The organism is Agriterribacter humi (assembly GCF_009192765.1).
Lineage (GTDB): Bacteria > Bacteroidota > Bacteroidia > Chitinophagales > Chitinophagaceae > Agriterribacter > Agriterribacter humi.
The window spans coordinates 24,132-44,538 of sequence record NZ_VOHQ01000002.1; the positions used below are offsets into that span (position 1 = coordinate 24,132).

Sequence of the window (20,407 nt, forward strand, 5' to 3'; positions counted from 1 at the left end):
TTGATTTATGGGTGTAAAATAATCAAAAACAACGGCCCGGCAATCGCCGGGGCTTCATGGTGTGAGGTCGCCTTTAATTTATCCAAAGATTTTTAACGCAAAATTTTTGCGTAATATATAATGGCTTCCTTCCGAAAGTAGAAACTAACAATATCAATTCAACAAATCCCTTATGTTTTCCATATCCGCTTCTACAACCGGATCGAATTTTTCACTTGTCATATATTTTTTCAAACTGTATAACAATTGTCTTGCCTCAGGTCTTTTATCCGCGCCGGTTAGCAAATCAATGCCCGAAACGATCAGCTTGCCTTTACCAGCTTTGCATTCAAATATCAATCCTAAAGGCTGCGCCGTTACCCAATCATCAATTACACGAACGATGGGTTTAATACCGGGAGCAACAGCATCAAGGCTTATTGGATTGGAATGGCTCATCGCATCCCACCATTGCCAGTTACTGTGATATTCCGTAGGGAAAGCCTGTAGTGCCGGATGTTGCGGATTACATAAAATTCCCAGGGTAGTGGGCGCCTGCCCGCCTGTCCACGCGGTATTCCAGAATATGCTGGAAAAACCAATTTTTACATTGCCTCCTTTACCTGGCTTTACCGATCCTTTTTTAGTGGTAAGCAATACTTTTCCGCCGGCATTAAGGGTTTCTATTGCTTTGTCATCCAATTGCTGCGTTATCAAAATTTCATCTTTTGTTGCGGGAAGCGATGACGGATAAACAAATATATGCCATGCGTTGTGGTTGTTATTTACAGACACAGTGAGGGTAAGCATTTCTGCCTGCTTTACGGCATGGAGAGACTGTTTAATTTCACCCAGCTTAAAACCGTTCCCCAGAGGAATATTTACTTTTGGCAATTTGCCGCTGAACAGTGTTGCACCCGAAGCATTGGTAATATTCCATACCGGCGTAACATCGTGTAACGCAGATGCTCCAAAATGAGCGACCTCTGCAGGCACAGAGAGTATTTCATTATTCAGGTAGATCATTTTCGGTAACCTTACCAAAGGAACGGTTGCATTGCAAAACCGGCTGTATTGCGCTCCGGTAACATAACCTTTATCATCCCAAAAGGGATCCAATACCCCAACCAGCGCTGTTCCCTGCCCCGGAAAATCGTGCAGGTCAAGAAGCTGAAAGCCCCCAAAACCGGGTGTGCGCAACGCGGCTTCTATATCGGCTTTATAGCATAATACCTGTAGTTTTCCGGATGCCAAAAGAAAACTGTCGGCCAAAGCCCCCATTCCATTTTTGTTTAGTTTTTCCTGGAATATTTCAAAATTTTTAGCTTTTAAAACGCCGTCATATTTGGATATTTCTTTAAAATTGGGATAAACGCACCACTGCCCGATTTCATGACTAACAGTGGGATGCTGCCACTTTGAAATAATTTCTTTCCAGTCGTAATCGCATCCTGGCGTCTGTGCATTAATTATGCTTTTCAATCCTTCGCCCCAACGCTGGATTCTTGGGTCGGGCGTGCTGTTATAATCGTTTTCCGGAATTACAGGCCACCCTGCACCTGAAGTATACAATATCCTGGGGTCTTTCTTTTTCCAGTAGGTAACAAAATCCGTTAAATATTTTACCTGCTGCTTTCCTGCAGGTTCATTGCCGTAAGTCATCATGCAAAATGAGGGATGATTACCGTAGGCCTTAACCACTCTTTTGCTTTCATCATAAATATATTTATCAAGCGGTTTGCCATCGCCGATAGTTGCTCCCTGGTTTGCCCATGAGCTGATTTCTACCTGCAGGTAAAAGCCCGAACGGTCTGCCGCTTCAAAGGCAGCTTCAGGAGGAGTCCAGGAATGAAAACGTATATGATTGAGTCCATATGATCTGCAAACTTTAAAAATATGTAACCAGGCTTCCACATCTGTTGGCGGGTAACCCGTTTTAGGAAAAATGGCACATTCAAGGGTGCCTCTCAAAAAAGTTAAATTACCATTAATGGTAAATTGCGTGCCTTTCGTTAAAAATTCCCGCATGCCAAATGTTACTGTTCTTTCATCACGTTCTTTTGGTGTAGTTAAATTGATCTGCATGGCATACAGGTTCGGATGAAATTCATCCCACAGCAGCGGAGCATTTCCCATCGGGTAAATGATTTCAAGTGCCGTATCGCCACCTTTTAGGATAACCTTCTTTTGAATGAGTTTCAATTTTTCGGATTTGGTATTTTCGGATGTTACCCTGAGTTGAATGCCGGCCTCAACCTGTTTGTTTGCCGGGTTGTTGATTTTTATTTTGGCCTTCACCAGCTTGTTTTTGATATCCGGATACAATTGTACATTCTCCAAATGAAGCAGCGGGTCTGATACAAGAAGCAATTTGCCAATCATACCATTCCAGTTGCTTTGCGTATGATCGGTAATGCTGTGTGAATTTGGACCTACATTAATGTCTTTAACGCGGTTGTCAACACGGATTGTTAACAGGTGCGTGCCCGGACGTAATGATTCGGATAAATCAAAGCGATGCGGCGTTCCCAAACTGTTGTTCATTCCTGTTTGCACACCGTCAATCCATAGGGTAGTTTCCCAATGGCTGCGTTCTATAAACAGTTCAATGTATTTGTTTTTCCACGACTCCGGAATGGTAACTGTTTTTTGATACCACGCAGCGCCTTTATAGTATTTAACGGGCTGCAGCCAGAAGGGAATTTTAATATTGCCGGGCTTGCGATATACAGCGTACTCCGGTTTTAAGAACCACGAGGAGTCCATAATGCTTCCGGTCCAGGGAGTATTCACATCAATGTCGTTGCCCTTCTTATTGGTGGTCATAGATCCGGGAAGCAGTACACTATCCGTGAGTTTTTTGTTAAACCAGCGTTCATGTGTACCCTCATCAAGCGAATCAATACGGAAAAGCCATTGCCCCGAAAGATCAATGGTATTTTTTGCTGAATAGTTTACTTCCTGGGCGCGTAATGTTGTAAAGGCTGTAAATAACAGATAAAATATTGACATTACCAATAGCACATATTTTTTCATTACCGGGGAATTTTTTGGATAAAAAATTATTGCCTGCTAATTATTCGAATTTCAGGCTTAATGATCATTATTCAAATGAACATTCTTACGAAAATGATGTACTATTTGTTGATTGATTAAAAGTATTGCGGAAAATCAATCTTTTGGATTGTAGTAAACATGCTCACTATTTCTCTTTTCCCTGTACGCATTAGGCGACATACCCATCAGCTTTGTAAAAAAGCGTGAAAAATAATACGGATCTTCTATCCCCACGCGGGTGGCTATTTCCTTTATTCTTAAATTGGTAAACATCAGGAACTGGCAGGCTTGCTGTACTTTAAGGTGATTAAAATATTCCATTGGCGGGTAGCCTGTCTTTTTTTTGAAAAGAAAGGAAAAATGCGAGGGAGACATGCTTACTTCATCCGCCATCTGTTGGAGGGTGCACATGGAATCAATATTTTTTTTCATGAAGTCAATCACAATGTCCATTTCAGTGAGAGTGCTGACAGAATTAAATTTTTCGGCGTGCATAAAGGAGCCCAGAAAATGATAAAAACACAAATTGGCATACAGCATATTTTCGATGCTGTAGCCTCTTTCCAGTTGATGGTAAATGGTATTAAACAATTCTGTGCGCTGTTCATTGTAATGCAAAAAACTTTTGTGCCCGTCAAACTGCTCCAGCATATGGGTTATAATGGCATCTGAAATGGCTCCGGTAAAATGAATCCAGTAAATAGTCCATGGATCTTTTTCATTTGCGGCATAGTAATGCTCCGTTTGTTTTGGAACAACAAAGAAATCTCCGGGTTCAATATCATACTGCTCCTTTTTTATGGTTACGCTTCCTTTGCCTTCTATGCAATAAATAAGAATATGCTGTTCGGCGCCACGTAACCGCTCACGGTAGTGAAACCGGGCTTTTGGGTAATAGCCGATATCGGTTATATATAGCCCTGATATAATGGTATTATTTGTGCAATTTGATGCCAGCACTTTCCGGGGAATTACAACTGCTTTTTGTCCCTGGAATCCTTCCTTTTTTTTAATAATTGTTGCCGGCATGCAGGTAAATTTTGCTAAAAGTAAAAAAATCCATCATTATCCAAGTTTTTTACATTGAACTTATGTAAACACAATGGGATATTTGTTGTACATATATTTGGAGAAACACTTTTGTATAAAATGCTTAAACTTTTACCACCTCATCAATTTAATACAGGATATATTGTTGGCATTTCATTTATCTCTGCTTTGGGTGGTTATCTCTTTGGGTTTGATTTTGCTGTTATTGCCGGCGCTTTGCCCTTTTTGCAAAAGCAATTTGGTTTGGATGCCTATTGGGAAGGTTTTGTAACGGGTAGTCTTGCATTAGGGGCCATTGCAGGCTGTTTGTTTGCCGGAAAAATATCCGATAAGTATGGAAGAAAAGCAGGGCTGCTCTTAGCTGCCTTTGTTTTTGCTGTATCATCGCTGGCCATGGCATTTGCCCCTGGCCGCAACTTTTTTATAATAGCCCGTTTTTCCGCTGGTATTGGAGTAGGCATGACTTCTATGCTTTCACCCATGTACATTGCCGAAATTGCGCCGGCGCAATGGCGGGGCAGGCTGGTTGCAATTAATCAGCTTACTATAGTGCTGGGAATACTGGTTACCAACCTGGTTAATTATTTATTGAGTAATAGTGGTGATGATGCCTGGAGGTGGATGTTTGGTTTAGGAGCTGTTCCTTCTGTTTTGTTTTTAACCGGCATTTTTATTTTACCCGAGAGCCCGCGGTGGCTGGTGCAAAACAATAAAGCCACCAGGGCACTTGATGTTTTACATAAAATAGGCGATAGCCGCTTTGCTGAAAGCGCTGTTATCAGTATTCAGCAATCATTAAAGGGTGTAACTAAAATAAACTACAGCGCAGCTTTGAATAAAGCTTTTCTTCCCGCCGTTTTAATTGGCATAGGGCTGGCAGTATTTCAGCAGTTGTGTGGAATCAATACGGTATTTAATTATGCTCCAAAGCTGTTTGAAAGCATTGGTGCTTCGCAGGATGATCAATTAAAGCAAACCGTTTTTATTGGTGGTGTAAATCTTGTATTTACATTGCTGTCTATGCTCCTGGTAGATAAGCTGGGCCGAAAGCCTTTAATGCTGTTTGGCGCGGGAGGGCTTGCCATATTATATATTATAGTTGCCCAAATGCTTGCTTCAGGTTCATCGTATGTTGCGTGGTTTTTGCTGGCGGCTATTGGCACTTATGCCATGTCGTTAGCCCCCGTTACCTGGGTACTGATCTCTGAAATATTTCCCAATAAAGTAAGAGTTGCAGCCACGTCCATTGCCGTAATTTGCCTGTGGGCAGCTTATTTTATACTGGTATTTACCTTTCCTGTACTGTATGAAAAATTCAGGGATTCTACTTTTTATTTTTATTCTGCTGTTTGTATCCTGGGTTTCCTGTTTATATGGAAAAAGGTAAACGAAACAAAGGGCAAAACGCTGGAAGAAATGGATGCTGTTGCGGGAGGACATTGATCCTGTTTCTTGCAGTAAGACAATTAAAAATCCATCATTATGAGTAATGAGGTAAAAGCATGGGAGGAAATGGTGATCATTCCTACTTATACAACCGGGGAGCCTGATAAAAATCCCATGTTCCTGGAAAAGCGTGTATACCAGGGCAGCAGTGGTGCAGTATACCCGCATCCGGTTATTGACCGTGTAGCCGATGAAAAAACAGATGTAGCATATAAGGCCTTATTCATTGAAAATGAGTTTCTGAAAATTATGATCTTGCCGGCGATGGGCGGGCGGCTCCAGATGGCTTATGATAAGACCAATGATTATCATTTTGTATATTATAACAGGGTTATAAAGCCTGCACTGGTGGGACTTACAGGTCCGTGGATATCCGGAGGCATAGAGCTTAATTGGCCGCAGCATCATCGCCCCAGCACTTTTGATCCTGTAGATTATGCTATAGAAACGCATACGGACGGGAGTAAAACAGTGTGGGTAAGCGAGATAGAAAAAATGTTTCACACCAAAGGAATGGCGGGCTTCCGGTTATATCCTGGCAAAGCATACATTGAAATTACCGGCAGGTTGTACAACCGCACAGTATTGCCTCAAACATTTTTGTGGTGGGCTAACCCGGCGGTGGCGGCAGATGAGCATTATCAGTCCATATTTCCTCCCGATGTGCATGCTGTATACGATCATGGCAAAAGAGATGTGTCTTCTTTCCCCATTGCCACGGGTACTTATTATAAAGTAGATTATTCGCCCGGTACGGATATTTCCATGTATAAAAATATTCCGGTGCCAACTTCTTACATGGCGGTTAATTCGGAATTTGATTTTGTGGGTGGTTATCATCATGGTAAAAAGGCCGGTTTATTGCATGTGGCCAATCATCATATTTCGCCCGGGAAAAAACAATGGACCTGGGGTTGTGGTGATTTTGGTAAGGCCTGGAACAGGCACCTGACAGATGAAGACGGGCCTTACCTCGAAATAATGACGGGCATGTTTACCGATAACCAACCGGATTTTGGCTGGATAATGCCCAATGAAGAAAGAACATTCACGCAATATTTTCTTCCTTATAAAGCAGTGGGCAATGTAAAAAATGCAACTAAAGATGCCCTGATAAATCTTGAAGTGAAAGATCATAAGGCGGTATTGAAAGTATATCTTTCTTCTTCCCGGAACAATGTAAGGATACTGCTCTCATTGGGTGATGTGATTCTTTTTGAAACAACGGACAGCTTATCACCTGTAAGAACTTTTGAAAAAAGTATTGATTTGCCCGGCGCCTATTTACTTCAGCAATTGAAAGCCATTGTAAAAAGCGAAACCGGCCAAATGCTGGTAAGTTATGTGCCTGTTGTGGGCAATGATGGTGTTGCTGTTCCCGATGCTGCTAAACCTTTACAGGATCCGGCCGATATAGAAACAAATGAGGCATTGTATATGGCGGGGTTGCACCTGGAACAGTACCGCCATGCAACCTGCTCACCTGTTCGTTATTACGAAGAAGCATTGCGGAGAGATGGATCAGATATCAGAAATAACAATGCGCTTGGTCTTTGGTATTTCCGCAGGGGACAGTTTGCGAAAGCAGAACCTTATTTCCGGAGTGCGGTAACATCTCTGCTTGTGCACAATCCCAATCCTTATGATGGGGAACCATTGTATAATCTCGGATTAAGTTTTTTGTACCAGGACAAAAAGAAAGAAGCATACGAAAGTTTTTTTAAAAGTTGCTGGAATGCCGCCTGGCAGGACAATGGCTACCTGCAACTGGCAAGGATGGAAATGGCTCAAAATAATACAGAGCAGAGCTTTTTGTTTGTTGAAAAGTCATTGGCGCGCAACCATCACGGATTTAAATCGCGGCACCTCAAAGCCATGTTGTTCCGGTATATGAACAGGCTGGAAGAGGCAAAATTATTTGCGATGGAAACTTTGCAGATGGATGCTTTTGATTTTGGTTCATCTTATGAATATTTTCTTATACTGCGTTTGCAACAATGTACACAGGAGGCCAATCTGCAACTTGCGCAATTAAAGCAGAGGCTTCGCAATGAGGCGCATACTTTTATTGAAATAGCCATTGATTATGCATGGTGTGGCAGGTACAGGGAGGCTATCGCTTTTTTATTATTGGATGATCGCACAACACAGCATCCGTTGAACGCGTATTATATCTCTTATTACTATTTTTTATCGGCTGATCATAATGAGGCGAAACGATGGGCCGATAAAGGATTTGCTCAAAGTTCCAATCGTGTATTTCCTAACCGGCTGGAAGATATCGCTGTGCTGAAGTATATTTCGCAGCTCAATCCCGCAGACTATAAGGCTTTGTACTATCTCGGAAATTTATGGTACGATAAAAGACAATACAGCGAAGCGATAGATTGCTGGGAAAGATCATATCACGTATATGATGGTTTTGCTTCCGTTATGCGCAACCTCGGCATTGCCTGCTACAACCGGCTTCACCAGGGAGAAAAAGCATTGCAATATTTTGAAAAAGCGTTTTTCGCAGATACTTCAGACGCGAGGGTGTTATTTGAACTGGATCAATTATATAAGGCCCTAAACTATAACGTGAAGAGGCGTCTTGATTTTTTAAAGCAATATGCTCCGTTGGTATTGCAAAGAGATGATCTTTACCTTGAACTGGTAACCCTTTATAATGTATGTGGGGAATATGAAGAAGCCATGCATTTCCTGGCAAACAGGAAGTTCCATCCGTGGGAAGGCGGAGAAGGTAAAGTAACCGGGCAGTATGTGCAGGCAAAAATGGGACTGGCCAAAAAATCCATAGCCAACCGGCAGTACAATGATGCAATAAGACTTTTGGAAGAAGCCTGTGCATATCCTGTAAATTTAGGCGAAGGTAAATTGCCCGGCACACAGGAAAATGACATTCTTTACTGGTTAGGAACAGCATATGAATATTTGAATGATAAAAAAACTGCTGAGGATTATTGGTTGCAGGCATCTGTTGGAATAGCCGAACCTGCCGCTGCAATATATTATAACGACCCACAGCCGGATACAATATTTTACCAGGGATTGTCCTTATTAAAATTGAAGCGGGCAAAGGAAGCGCATGCAAGATTCGGCAATTTAATAGCGTATGGCCAACAGCATATGGATGACAATGTGAAAATGGATTACTTCGCTGTTTCATTTCCCGGTTTGATGATACTGGATGATGATTTAAATAAACGCAACCGCGTTCATTGCCATTATGTAATGGCATTGGGTTATACCGGACTGGGAGAAGTAGAAAAAGCTGCCTGGCATTTTAATGCAATCAGTGATATGGATATCAGTCATCAGGGAACTCATGTACACGCTGATATAAAAGGAAAGCGTATCCTCCACCCGTAAAGGATACCTGTTTGACGCAAAGAGAATGGTACTGGTTTATCAGGTATTATCAATCATTTCACACAAAATCCGTAAAAAAATCCATCATATTCCATGCTAAGTCCATGTCCTTCCTTTACTGTGTGTTATAATTTTGATGGAGCATTATAATTTATTTATATACTTTTTCAAAACGTAAAACTGCCAGTATGAATGATTGCTTTGCCAGCTTGCCGCACAATGTTTATTGTGTTTGCAAAAATGTATTTCATTCCCTCTCTCATAAATTGTTTGCAGTATTTATTTTTTCATTTATTACCACACAAACTTTTTCGCAATCAGCTATTCCTGTAAAAGGTGTAGTTTCCGACGAAAAAGGTGTTCCATTATCGGGTGTTACTATTACTGTTAAAGGAAGCGAAGCAAACGCGGTAAGTGGTGCTGATGGAAGGTTCAGCCTCAATGCTCCGAATAAAAGGGCAGTGCTGATTTTTAGCTATGTGGGGCACCAGGTGCAGGAAATTACGGTTGGAGACAAAACGGATTTTAATATTACGCTTATTGCCGGCGAAAACCAGTTAGAGCAGGTAGTGGTAGTGGGATACGGTACGCAAAAACGCGCATCTGTTACGGCTGCTGTGGCTACTATCCAGGGGAGCGATATAGCTGCCAAGCCTGTGGCTAACCTGAGTAATAGTATCGGCGGCAGGGTAGCGGGTGTAATATTTACACAAAACGCGGGCGAGCCAGGCTATGATGGCGCCAACCTGTTAATAAGAGGAAGAAGCACAACAGGCAACACCCAGCCATTGGTGATAGTGGATGGTGTACCCCGTAGTTTTAATCAATTGGATCCGAACAGTATTGCCTCTTTAACTATTCTGAAGGATGCAGCAGCGGTAGCGCCATACGGTATGGCAGGCGCCAATGGCGTAATATTGATTACTACTAAAAGAGGTAAAAGCGGCGCGCCAACGCTTGAATACAGTGGTTATGTAGGATGGCAGAATCCTACCCGCCTCACAAAATTTGTAAATGCCTCAGAATACGCAACCATGCGTAATATTGCCAACGCCAATGTAGGTAGTCCTGCCGTATATACCGAAGAGGAATTGCAGAAATTCAAAGATGGCTCGGATCCTGATCTTTACCCCAATCACAATGTATTAAAAGAATTAATTACTCCCAATGCCATTATAACAGGACACAATCTTTCTTTGTCGGGCGGAACCGACAAACTCCGTTATTACGGAGGATTAGGTTACCTGAACCAGAAAGGGATGTGGGGACCTACGAATTATAAAAGATACAACTTAGTGTCCAATATTGAAGCGCAGGCAACAGCCACCACAAAAGTTTCACTATCGCTGAACGGGCGTGTGGAAGACCGCAATTTTCCGGGGGTGAGTGCGGGCAGTATTTTTTACCAGGCCTTTCGCACACCGCCTACCGCGCCTTTAACTTTCAGTAATGGTTTGCCGGGTTCCTATATCGGCAGGTCGGCTTACGGCAATATTTTTAACAGCGGTTATACCAATACGGTAGGTTATGTGCTGCTCAGCCAGTTCTCTATAGAACAGCAGCTTCCTTTTATTAAAGGGCTTAGTGTAAAGGCCGCTGTTAGTTACGATATGAATGAGCCGGGTGGCAGCGATCCTGCCATAACATTAAGCAAAACCTGGCGTACTCCAATACCATATTATACGGTAAATGCAACAACACAGCCTTATACCTATACCCTGGCAGGGAATGACGGTCCTGCCAAACCGGTTTACTCTGTATCATACTTCCAGAACCAGGCATTTACTTACCAGGGTTACCTGAATTATAATAATGATTTTGGTAAACATGGCGTAACCGCTATGGTAGTGCTTGAGGCAAGGAACAGTAAGTTTACTTCATTAGGTGCATCGAGAAGTAATTTTAATGTAAATGTTCCTGAATTGAATAATGGCAGTTTTAATGCTACAGATATCAGTAACAACGGCTTTTCCGGACAAACCAAACAGCAATCCGCTATATTCAGGGTTACTTATGCTTACAATAGCAAATATCTTTTTGAAGCATCGGGCAGGTACGACGGGCATTACGCTTTTGGACCCGGTCACCGGTATGGTTTCTTCCCTGCAGTGTCGGCAGGATGGCGTTTATCTGAAGAAGATTTTATACGCCAGAACCTGGAGTGGGTTGATAATTTAAAATTGCGTGCATCATATGGCGAATCCGGTGCACTGCCCTATATTGGCGGTAATCTTGCCGCTTTTCAGTACTTAAGCGCATATAGTTTGTATGGCAACTCCGCAGTAATTAATGGCTCGGGAACACAGGGACTTAATGAAACATTGGAAGCCAATCCCAATATTACCTGGGAAAGAGCCCGCAAAACAAACATAGGTTTAGACCTCTCCATATTGAATGGTTTATTTACACTGGAGGCAGATTACTTTTTTGAAAAGAGAAATAATATGCTGGTGGCGCCAAATGCTATTCTTCCGGGTGAATATGGCATAGGGCTGGCGCAGGAAAATGCAGCTATAATGAGCAACCGCGGATTTGAATTTACAGCCGGTACGCGTTATAGCCCCGCAAAAGATTTAACATTAGGGCTAACAGCTAATTTTACGCTGGCAAAAAACAAGTTGCTTCAAATCTTTGAAGATGATGCTACTTTCAATAACCCGAACCGGAAACTAACAGGCAGGGCATTGGGAACGCAATTTGGTTACCAGGCAACCGGGTATTTCCAGGTGAGTGATGATAAAGACGGCGATGGAATCATTCAGTCTTCGGAATACCCCGTAACACAGTTTGGTACTTTACACCCGGGGGATTTGAAGTATTTAGATGTAAATGGCGACAACCAGATTTCTCCTGATGATTATATGCCTATTGGCAAACCTTCCACCCCGCAAATTATTTATGGTTTTGCACCCACAATTAATTATAAAAGTTTCGATCTGAGCCTGCTCTTCCAGGGAGCGGCTGCAAGAGATTTTTATATAGCTGCAGAAGCAGCTTTCCCCTTTGTAAATTCTGCATCCGCTGTTAGGGAAACGCTGGATTACTGGACACCTGAAAATCCAAATGCGCGTAATCCGCGTGTAACCCCGCAACCTACTGATAATAATCAACGGGGATCATCCTGGTGGATCAATAAGGGATCTTACCTCAGATTAAAAACAGGAGAACTGGGCTATACACTGCCTGCTGCCATATTAAAAGGCATCAAAATACAGGCTGCACGTTTTTATTTGTCGGGGCAAAATATTCTTACCTGGAGCAAGATTAAAAATTTTGATCCCGAGATCAGCTCAACCAGCGGGCAGTATTATCCACAGCAAAGAGTAGTATCTGTAGGTTTAAATGTAACATTCTAAAAATATCAACATTCGCTATATGATAAAGCAATTTTCTATAAAACAGGTATGCTGCTTCATGTTGTTATTGGGTGCATTATACTCGTGTAATAAAGATAAGGCGATTGACGTAGTACCGAGAGACAGGTTTTCCGATGCCACTGTGTGGACTGATAAGGGTGCCAGTGACCTTTTTCTGAATGATATTTATCTTCAGCTTCCCGATGGTAATAACTGGTACGACCCGTTTGACAACTGGTCTGATAATGCTATGTGTGGCTTTAGCTGGCCCAGTTCAAGAAACTCTGCCCAGCAGGCTGTATACACGCCATCTACCTTAACTTTTGGCGATATAGGCAATTGTTTTGAATGGGGTTCGCGGTATGCCAATATCAGGAAATGTAATGTGTTTATTGAAAAAGTAACCGCATCGGAGCTTGATGAGGAGTATAAAAAGCTGAGACTGGCGGAGGCGAGGTTTTTGCGGGCATATTATTATCATCAGTTATGGATGAGCTATGGGGGTGTGCCGCTCATTACAGAAGTATTGAACAGGGCTGAACAGGGAGATGATATTTTTAAAGCAAGAAATACATTTGACGAAACGCTGAATTTTATTACCAGCGAATGTGCTGCTGCTTATACCGATCTGCCGGTTTCTCCGGAATCTGGAAGGGCATCAAAAGGAGCTGCCCTGGCCTTAAAGGGCTGGTGCGAATTATTTGCACATAAGTACACAGAATCCGCTGCCACAAATAAGCAGATCATGGATGAACTGGGCTATGAATTACACCCGGACTATGCCGAATTTTTTCTTACCAAAGGCAATGAAAGTAAAGAAAGTATATTTTACAGGGAATACATTCCACGTGTTCGCGGTGGTAAACTGGAAGGATACCTGGGACCTACCTTTACCAAGGATGGAGCTGAAACAAGCTGGGGAGGCGTTAGTCCTACGCAGGAACTGGTGGACGATTATGCAATGGATAATGGAAAAATAATTTCCGATCCCACTTCTGGGTATAATCCGCAAGACCCTTATAAGAACAGGGAAAAAAGATTTTATCAATCCATTGTTTATGATAATACATTTTGGTATAACGATATTATTTTAACCCGGCAGGGTGTGGGAAGTAAAAATGAAATTGATCTGGCAGATAAGGACGATGCGAGCCAGACAGGATATTACATGCGTAAAAGGCTAAGCGATAAAATTACTTTAGGAGCAGATAACTGGGATGGTGCAAGCAGCCCGCAGAATTATTCTTATTTCAGGTATGGAGAAATACTGCTGAACTATGCTGAAGCGCAAAATGAAGCAGCAGGGCCGGATGAATCGGTATACGAAGCAGTAAGAAAAATACGGGACAGAAGTGAGTTGCCTCCCTTGCCCGCAGGGTTGAGCCAGGAAGATATGAGACAGGCCATACGAAGGGAAAGAAGAGTGGAGCTTGCCTTTGAAGATAAACGCTGGTGGGACCTGATACGATGGAATATCGCCCATATTAACCTGAATAAACCATTGCATGGCATATCCATAAAAGAAAGTGGAGGGGTACTTACCTACACGCCAGTGCCTGTTGTTGGGGGCGACAGGAAATTTGATGCTTCTAAAAATTATCTTTTCCCGGTACCACAAACCATGATAGATAAGAATAAACTGCTTGAACAGAATCCCGGCTATCCGCAATAGTATGTATGAAACTATAATAACCGGTTTGGTGGGGTAACAGACAACCGGGCGAAAAGAATATAAAAGCTTTTACCGTTAGTTTTGGAATATAAAAATCCTCTGGTTTTCATCAGGGGATTTTATTTTGTAAGTTTAAGCTTAACCAATAATTGATATGCCCTGTTTATTTTTTTGCAGAGAATTGAAATACACGCTTCTTTTTACAATACTTGGTATAGTATACGGAGGGTGCACAAATATGAGCGATAATGCCTCAAAAGAAAAAGCAGGCGCAACCCTTTTTACACTTCTTGATGCAGCTCATACAGGAATTTCCTTTAATGATTCACTCACCGAAACGCTTAATACCAATGTATTGATGTACGAATACTTTTATAATGGTGGCGGTGTTGCGGCAGGTGATCTGAATAATGACGGGCTGGATGATATTTATTTTACTGCAAATATGATGGACAATCAATTGTACCTGAATAAAGGGAATATGCAGTTTGAGAATATTACAGGACCGGCAGGAGTAGCCGGAAGACCGGGACCATGGAAAACCGGAACTACTTTCGTGGATATCAATGGCGATAATAAGCTGGACATTTATTTGTGTTATTCAGGTAAGATATCCGCCGAAAAAAGAGTGCCCCAGCTTTTTATTAACCAGGGAAATGATGAAAATAATATTCCTTATTTTAAGGATGAGGCGGCGCAATACGGGCTCACTGATCCTGCATACAGCAGCCACGTAGTTTTTTTTGATTACGATAAAGACGGCGACCTGGACCTGCTGCAGTTGAATCATACTCCCAAACCTTTGACTAATCTCGATAATGCCCGTATAGCATCATTACTTGAAGAGCAAAGCAATGAAGCCGGTACAAGGCTGTTAAGAAATGACGATGATCATTTTGTAGATGTAACAAAAACATCGGGCATACAAAATACAGTGTTTAGCTACAACCTTGGAGCAGGTGTGGCCGACATTAATCATGATGGATGGACTGATATTTATATTTCCAATGATTACCTGGTTGCTGACTACCTGTACATCAATAATGGGGATGGAACCTTTTCTGATCATTTGGGTAAAAGTATAAGGCATACCTCGCAATTTTCTATGGGTAATGATGTTGCGGATGTTAACAATGACGGGCTTGCGGATATATTTACTTTAGATATGCTGCCTGAAGATAACCTTCGTCAAAAATTATTATTTGCACCTGATAATTATGAAGAATTTGATATGATCGTTCGCTCGGGCCTGCATCACCAGTATATGCGCAATATGCTGCAGTTGAATAATGGAGATGGAACCTTTAGCGAGATCGGCCAGTTGTCGGGGATATCCAATACAGACTGGAGCTGGGCGCCACTCTTTGCCGATTATGACAATGACGGATGGAAGGATTTATTCGTTACCAATGGTTATGTACGCGATTACACCAATATGGATTTCCTGAAATACATGAGTGGGGTTCTTAAAGACAGACGAGGGGATGTATACAGGCAAAACCTTTTTGACCTGGTAAAACAAATACCTTCATCAAATGTGGTGAACTGTATCTTCAGGAATAATGGCGACCGGCCTGCCGGACAGGCAGGCCTTTCATTCAGCAATATGGGTAAACAATGGGGCTTTACTGTTCCCTCTAATAGTAACGGGGCTGCATATGCAGATCTCGATAGTGATGGCGACCTGGATATTATAGTCAATAATATCAATAAACCCGCTTTTGTATACAGGAATGATATTAATGAGCAACAGGAAAATCATTACCTGCAGGTAAAGCTGGAAGGCGACGGCAAAAATACCCTGGGGTTGGGCGCCAAAATAACACTTTACGGCAATGGTAGAAAGCAATACCTGGAGCAAATGCCGGCAAGAGGTTTTCAATCATCGGTTTCACCCGTTTTACATTTCGGGTTAGGTAAAGAAGTTACTATTGATTCACTGCAGGTAAGCTGGTTAAGCGGCAGACAACAATTATTCAGGAATGTTAAGCCAGACCAAATAGTAACGGTTAAAGAAAAAGATGCGGTTGCTGCTGATCATCATAGAACAATTCCTGTTCCGCTTTTTGGGGAAGTTAAATCCCCGGTTGCTTACCGGCACATGGAAAATAATATCAACGATTTTAAAAGACAACCATTATTAATAAACCCACTTTCTTTTTCGGGACCCTGCCTGGTAAAAGCAGATGTTAATAAGGATGGACTGGAGGATGTATTTGCCGGAGGTGGAAATGGCGGAACGGCAGCCTTATATATTCAACAAAAAAGTGGTGCGTTTATACTAAAATCCCGGCAGGCTTTTTTAGATGATAAATTATGCGAAGATGCGGATGCCCTTTTTTTTGATGCCAATGCAGATGGTGCGCCTGATTTGTATGTAGTGAGCGGCGGGTATCATAATTATCTTCCGGAAGATCCTTTACTACAGGACAGGTTATATTTAAATGATGGTAATGGCAATTTTACCAAGACACGAAATGCTTTACCTCAAATGTATGTGAGTAAGAGTTGCGCCCGTTCGGCAGATATTAATGGTGACGGGTTTGAGGATTTGTTTATTGGGGGTAGGGTAATACCAGGCAGGTATCCTGAAACGCCTGCAAGCTCTATTCTTATTAATGACGGGAAAGGCTACTTTAGCGACAAAACAAATGAAATAGCGCCTGCTTTACAAAAGGCGGGTATGATAACAGATGCCGCATGGATAGATTTGAATGGCGATAAAAGAATGGACCTGGTTGTTGTGGGAGAATGGATGCCGGTAAGTATTTATATCAATAACAATGGCAGGCTCGAAAATCAGACAAAAAATTATATAGACAAAGAATACAGCGGATGGTGGAATAAAATACTTACAGGCGATTTTAATAAAGATGGTAAACCCGACCTGGTTATAGGTAATATGGGATTAAATACGCAATGCAGGGCAAGTGATGATGAACCTGCGGAACTCCTGTATAAGGATTTTGATAATAATGGCTCTGTTGATCCTATACTGTGCTTTTATATACAAAATAAAACATACCCTTATGTTACAAGAGATGAATTGCTTGGCCAGATAAGTACGATGAGAACCCGGTTTAACGATTATAAAAGTTATGCAGGAGCAACATTGAACGAGATATTTACCGGTGACGAAATGAAAGATATGGGTCATCTGCAGGCAAATCATCTGCAAACAAGTTATTTTGAAAGCGCTGCGGATGGAAAGTTTCATATAAAGCCATTACCCTTACAGGTGCAGTTTTCTCCTGTATATACTATTACTCCTCTCGATTTTAATAAAGATGGAAATGAAGACCTGTTGTTTTGTGGAAATATCAATTTCGCCCGTTTACGGTTTGGAAAATACGATGCCAGTTACGGGTTGCTTCTGCAAGGCGATGGTAAAGGTAATTTTACATATATCAATCAGCAGCAATCGGGTTTTCACCTGCAGGGAGATGTGAGAAGCGTGCTTGGTTTAAATGACATATTATTATTTGGTATCAATCAACAGCAACTAAAAGCGTATAAAAGAAAATAAGTAAAAAAATCCATCATTTTCCAATTATTGTACATTGGACAGCAATCTTTAAAAGAGGAAATTTGGAATAGTAAATAATGTGGCATTTATTATCAGTCCCTTGTGGAATGGATTGATTATTATATATTTCATTTTTTAAATTTCGTACCTTACATTTTATACTGAACGTGTTTTTCCATCATGAAAATAAAAATCAACAAAAAACTATTCCTAATTACCGGCACACTCGTTGCGGCCCTTATTGTTACCACCAGTCTTATTGGTCACAAAACGGTTGACTATAACACGGAAGTAAAGCCCCTGTTCAATAAAAAGTGCATCACCTGTCATGGCGGGGTAAAAAAGGAATCCGGGTTCAGCGTATTATTCCGCTCCGAAGCATTGGCTAAAGCAGAAAGTGGTAAACTGGCGATTATTCCGGGCGATCCCGATAACAGCGAGATGATCCGCAGGATTACCAGTAAAGATCCGGAAGAAAGAATGCCTTACGAGCATGCTCCTTTAAGCTCCGAAGAAATTGATATGCTCCGGCAATGGATTAAAGAAGGAGCGCATTGGGGCGACCACTGGGCGTATGTGGCAGTAAAACCTGTAGAGGTACCAGATGCGGCTTCTGGATTTTGGGGTTTTCTGTCGGGGAAAAATGAATGGGTTAAAAATGATATTGATCATTTTATTTACAATCAACTAAAACTACAGCAACTGGAACCATCTGCCGTGGCGGATAAACCTGCACTTTTACGAAGGGTGAGTCTTGACATTACCGGCGTTCCTCCATCGGATGATCTTGCACAAAAATTCTTGAATGATAACAGTGATGATGCTTATGAAAAGTTGGTAGATGAACTTTTGGCTTCACCTCAATATGGTGAAAAATGGACGTCTATGTGGCTGGATTTGGCCCGCTATGCCGACAGCAAAGGATATGAAAAAGATGGTTACCGTTCTATATGGCGTTACCGCGACTGGCTGATCAAAGCATTTAACAGCGATATGCCTTACGACCAGTTTTTAACCCAACAGCTTGCAGGTGATCTGATGCCGGGTGCTACCGATGAACAATTTATTGCCACCGCGTTTAACCGCAATTCCATGACAAATGATGAAGGTGGTACAGACGATGAAGAATTTAGGACTGCAGCCGTAATTGACCGGGTAAATACCACATGGGAAACCCTGCTCAGTACAACCTTTGCCTGTGTGCAATGCCATAGCCATCCTTATGATCCCTTTAAGCATGATGACTATTATAAATTCATGGCTTTTTTTAACAATACAAGGGATGAAGATGTGACAGGTGATTACCCGCAGTTGAGGGAATTTGATATTGAAGACAGTGTTAAACTTGAAAGATTAAAGCAATGGCTGGCACAGCATGCAGCTAAGGAAGAATCAGATAAAGTTATTCGCTTTCTTAAAACATGGCAGCCTGCTGTTAATGCACACCTTGCCGATCAATTGGTGAACAGTGCGGTTTCGGATACCAGGCTGGCACTCAGAAATAATGCGGTTAGCCGTTTACCCGGGATTGACCTTACCAGTAAAAATGTATTGCGTTATCGCTATACTTCCGGAATTGATAAGGGCAAATGGACAATTCATTTAGATAGTCCCGGCGGACCTGTGCTGGCATCCACTGTTATTCCCGCATCGCAGGGATGGAATGTAGGCCGGGTTGATCTTAATACAGTTAGTGGCGTACACGACCTGTATTTTACATACAACAATCCCACTGTTGAAAAAACGAATGAAAATACCCTGGCTTATTTTGACTGGTTTTATTTTGCCTCATCTTTCCCGGGCAGGGAAGCACCCGGATACGATAGTGCCTATGCCTGGTTTAACGATCTGATCACCACTTCCGCTTCTACCATTACACCTGTATTGATGGAGAACCCACCTGATATGTTTCGCTCCACCCATGTATTTGAAAGGGGCAACTGGATGGTGAAAGGCGATGAAGTGCAGGCGGATGTACCTCATTCACTCAACCCACTGCCCAAAGGAGCACCGCGCAACCGCCTCGGCCTGGCGATGTGGATGACAGATAAAAAAAATCCGCTTACATCAAGAACCATTGTAAACCGGATATGGGAGCAGCTCATGGGGCAGGGGATTGCCGAAACGCTGGAAGATCTGGGCTCCCAGGGTATTGAGCCCACGCATCGGTTATTGTTGGACTGGCTTTCGGGACAACTGATGAATGAATACAACTGGAGCCTGAAAAAACTGGTCAAAACCATTGTAATGTCGGCTACCTACCGGCAGGATTCTAAAGTAACACCTGAAATACTGGAAAAAGATCCTTTTAATAAATATTATGCACGTGGGCCACGGATAAGGCTATCCGCAGAACAAATAAGAGATCAGGCCCTGGCACTGTCTGGATTATTAAGTCCGAAAATGTATGGTGAAAGTGTAATGCCTTACCAGCCGCCGGGTATATGGCTGTCTCCTTATGATGGTAATGTATGGGAAAAAAGCACCGGGGAAGATCAATACCGGCGTGCAGTATATACGTACTGGAAGCGTACTGCCCCTTATCCTACGATGCTTAGTTTTGATGGCGTGGCGCGTGAAGTATGTGTTGCCAGGCGAATACGAACCAACACACCCTTACAGGCTTTGGCCACTTTAAATGACGAGGGCTTTATTGAAATGGCGCGGCATTTTGCGGCAAGAATGGAAAAAGAAGGCGGCGGTAATGTGCAGCAACAGATCAGCAAAGGATATGAACTGGCGATGTTTCGGCCCATCAGCAAAGAAAAGCTGGAACCTTTAATGAATTTATATCAGCAGGCATTACAGCAATTTAAGAAAGATGCAACGAAGACATGCGAAATGATTGGTGCAAACAGGGAGCACAACACCCCTGAAAAAGCAGCGCTGATTGTAGTGGCAAATGCTATGCTTAACTTAGATGAATTTGTTACGAAGAATTGATAAAAT

General features: G+C 42.2%; 8 protein-coding genes. 6 read left to right on the forward strand and 2 right to left on the reverse strand.

All coding sequences use genetic code 11. The annotated features are described in order from the left end of the window. Positions 1-153 precede the first annotated feature (153 nt). Both FRX45_RS03315 and FRX45_RS03320 read right to left on the reverse strand, forming a co-directional pair. Positions 154-3,015: a sugar-binding domain-containing protein gene (locus FRX45_RS03315; protein ID WP_152266990.1), complete on the reverse strand. Its 2,862-nt coding sequence runs from the start codon at positions 3,013-3,015 to the stop codon at positions 154-156. A 135-nt stretch (positions 3,016-3,150) separates the two neighbouring features. Then, positions 3,151-4,065, reverse strand: coding sequence for an AraC family transcriptional regulator (locus FRX45_RS03320; RefSeq protein WP_152266991.1), 915 nt, complete (start codon positions 4,063-4,065; stop codon positions 3,151-3,153). Between the two features lie 120 nt (positions 4,066-4,185). Between FRX45_RS03320 and FRX45_RS03325 the strand changes: the two genes are divergently transcribed. The 6 genes from FRX45_RS03325 to FRX45_RS03350 all read left to right on the forward strand — a co-directional run bounded on the left by FRX45_RS03325 (position 4,186) and on the right by FRX45_RS03350 (position 20,401). Continuing rightward, on the forward strand, positions 4,186-5,529 hold the full coding sequence (locus tag FRX45_RS03325; protein WP_152266992.1) for a sugar porter family MFS transporter: 1,344 nt from the start codon (positions 4,186-4,188) through the stop codon (positions 5,527-5,529). Between the two features lie 39 nt (positions 5,530-5,568). Next, on the forward strand, positions 5,569-8,904 hold the full coding sequence (locus FRX45_RS03330; RefSeq protein WP_152266993.1) for a tetratricopeptide repeat protein: 3,336 nt from the start codon (positions 5,569-5,571) through the stop codon (positions 8,902-8,904). 188 nt (positions 8,905-9,092) lie between these two features. Further along, the gene (locus tag FRX45_RS03335; RefSeq protein ID WP_152266994.1) at positions 9,093-12,260 is read left to right on the forward strand and encodes a SusC/RagA family TonB-linked outer membrane protein; all 3,168 of its coding nucleotides are present in this window, start codon (positions 9,093-9,095) and stop codon (positions 12,258-12,260) included. Between the two features lie 19 nt (positions 12,261-12,279). Further along, positions 12,280-13,932 carry a RagB/SusD family nutrient uptake outer membrane protein gene (locus tag FRX45_RS03340; protein ID WP_152266995.1) on the forward strand — a complete coding sequence of 551 codons (1,653 nt, stop codon included), beginning with the start codon at positions 12,280-12,282 and terminating at the stop codon, positions 13,930-13,932. 238 nt (positions 13,933-14,170) lie between these two features. Continuing rightward, entirely contained in the window at positions 14,171-17,458 is a 3,288-nt protein-coding gene (locus FRX45_RS03345; protein ID WP_226804920.1) for a VCBS repeat-containing protein, read from the forward strand. 180 nt (positions 17,459-17,638) lie between these two features. Further along, positions 17,639-20,401 carry a DUF1553 domain-containing protein gene (locus FRX45_RS03350; protein WP_152266997.1) on the forward strand — a complete coding sequence of 921 codons (2,763 nt, stop codon included), beginning with the start codon at positions 17,639-17,641 and terminating at the stop codon, positions 20,399-20,401. Positions 20,402-20,407: the final 6 nt, after the last annotated feature.

Coding starts and splice junctions, on each gene's coding strand:
- FRX45_RS03315 (WP_152266990.1), bottom strand. CDS start 3,015: ATGAAAAAATATGTGCTATTGGTAATGTCAATATTTTATCTGTTATTT.
- FRX45_RS03320 (WP_152266991.1), bottom strand. CDS start 4,065: ATGCCGGCAACAATTATTAAAAAAAAGGAAGGATTCCAGGGACAAAAA.
- FRX45_RS03325 (WP_152266992.1), top strand. CDS start 4,186: ATGCTTAAACTTTTACCACCTCATCAATTTAATACAGGATATATTGTT.
- FRX45_RS03330 (WP_152266993.1), top strand. CDS start 5,569: ATGAGTAATGAGGTAAAAGCATGGGAGGAAATGGTGATCATTCCTACT.
- FRX45_RS03335 (WP_152266994.1), top strand. CDS start 9,093: ATGAATGATTGCTTTGCCAGCTTGCCGCACAATGTTTATTGTGTTTGC.
- FRX45_RS03340 (WP_152266995.1), top strand. CDS start 12,280: ATGATAAAGCAATTTTCTATAAAACAGGTATGCTGCTTCATGTTGTTA.
- FRX45_RS03345 (WP_226804920.1), top strand. CDS start 14,171: ATGAGCGATAATGCCTCAAAAGAAAAAGCAGGCGCAACCCTTTTTACA.
- FRX45_RS03350 (WP_152266997.1), top strand. CDS start 17,639: ATGAAAATAAAAATCAACAAAAAACTATTCCTAATTACCGGCACACTC.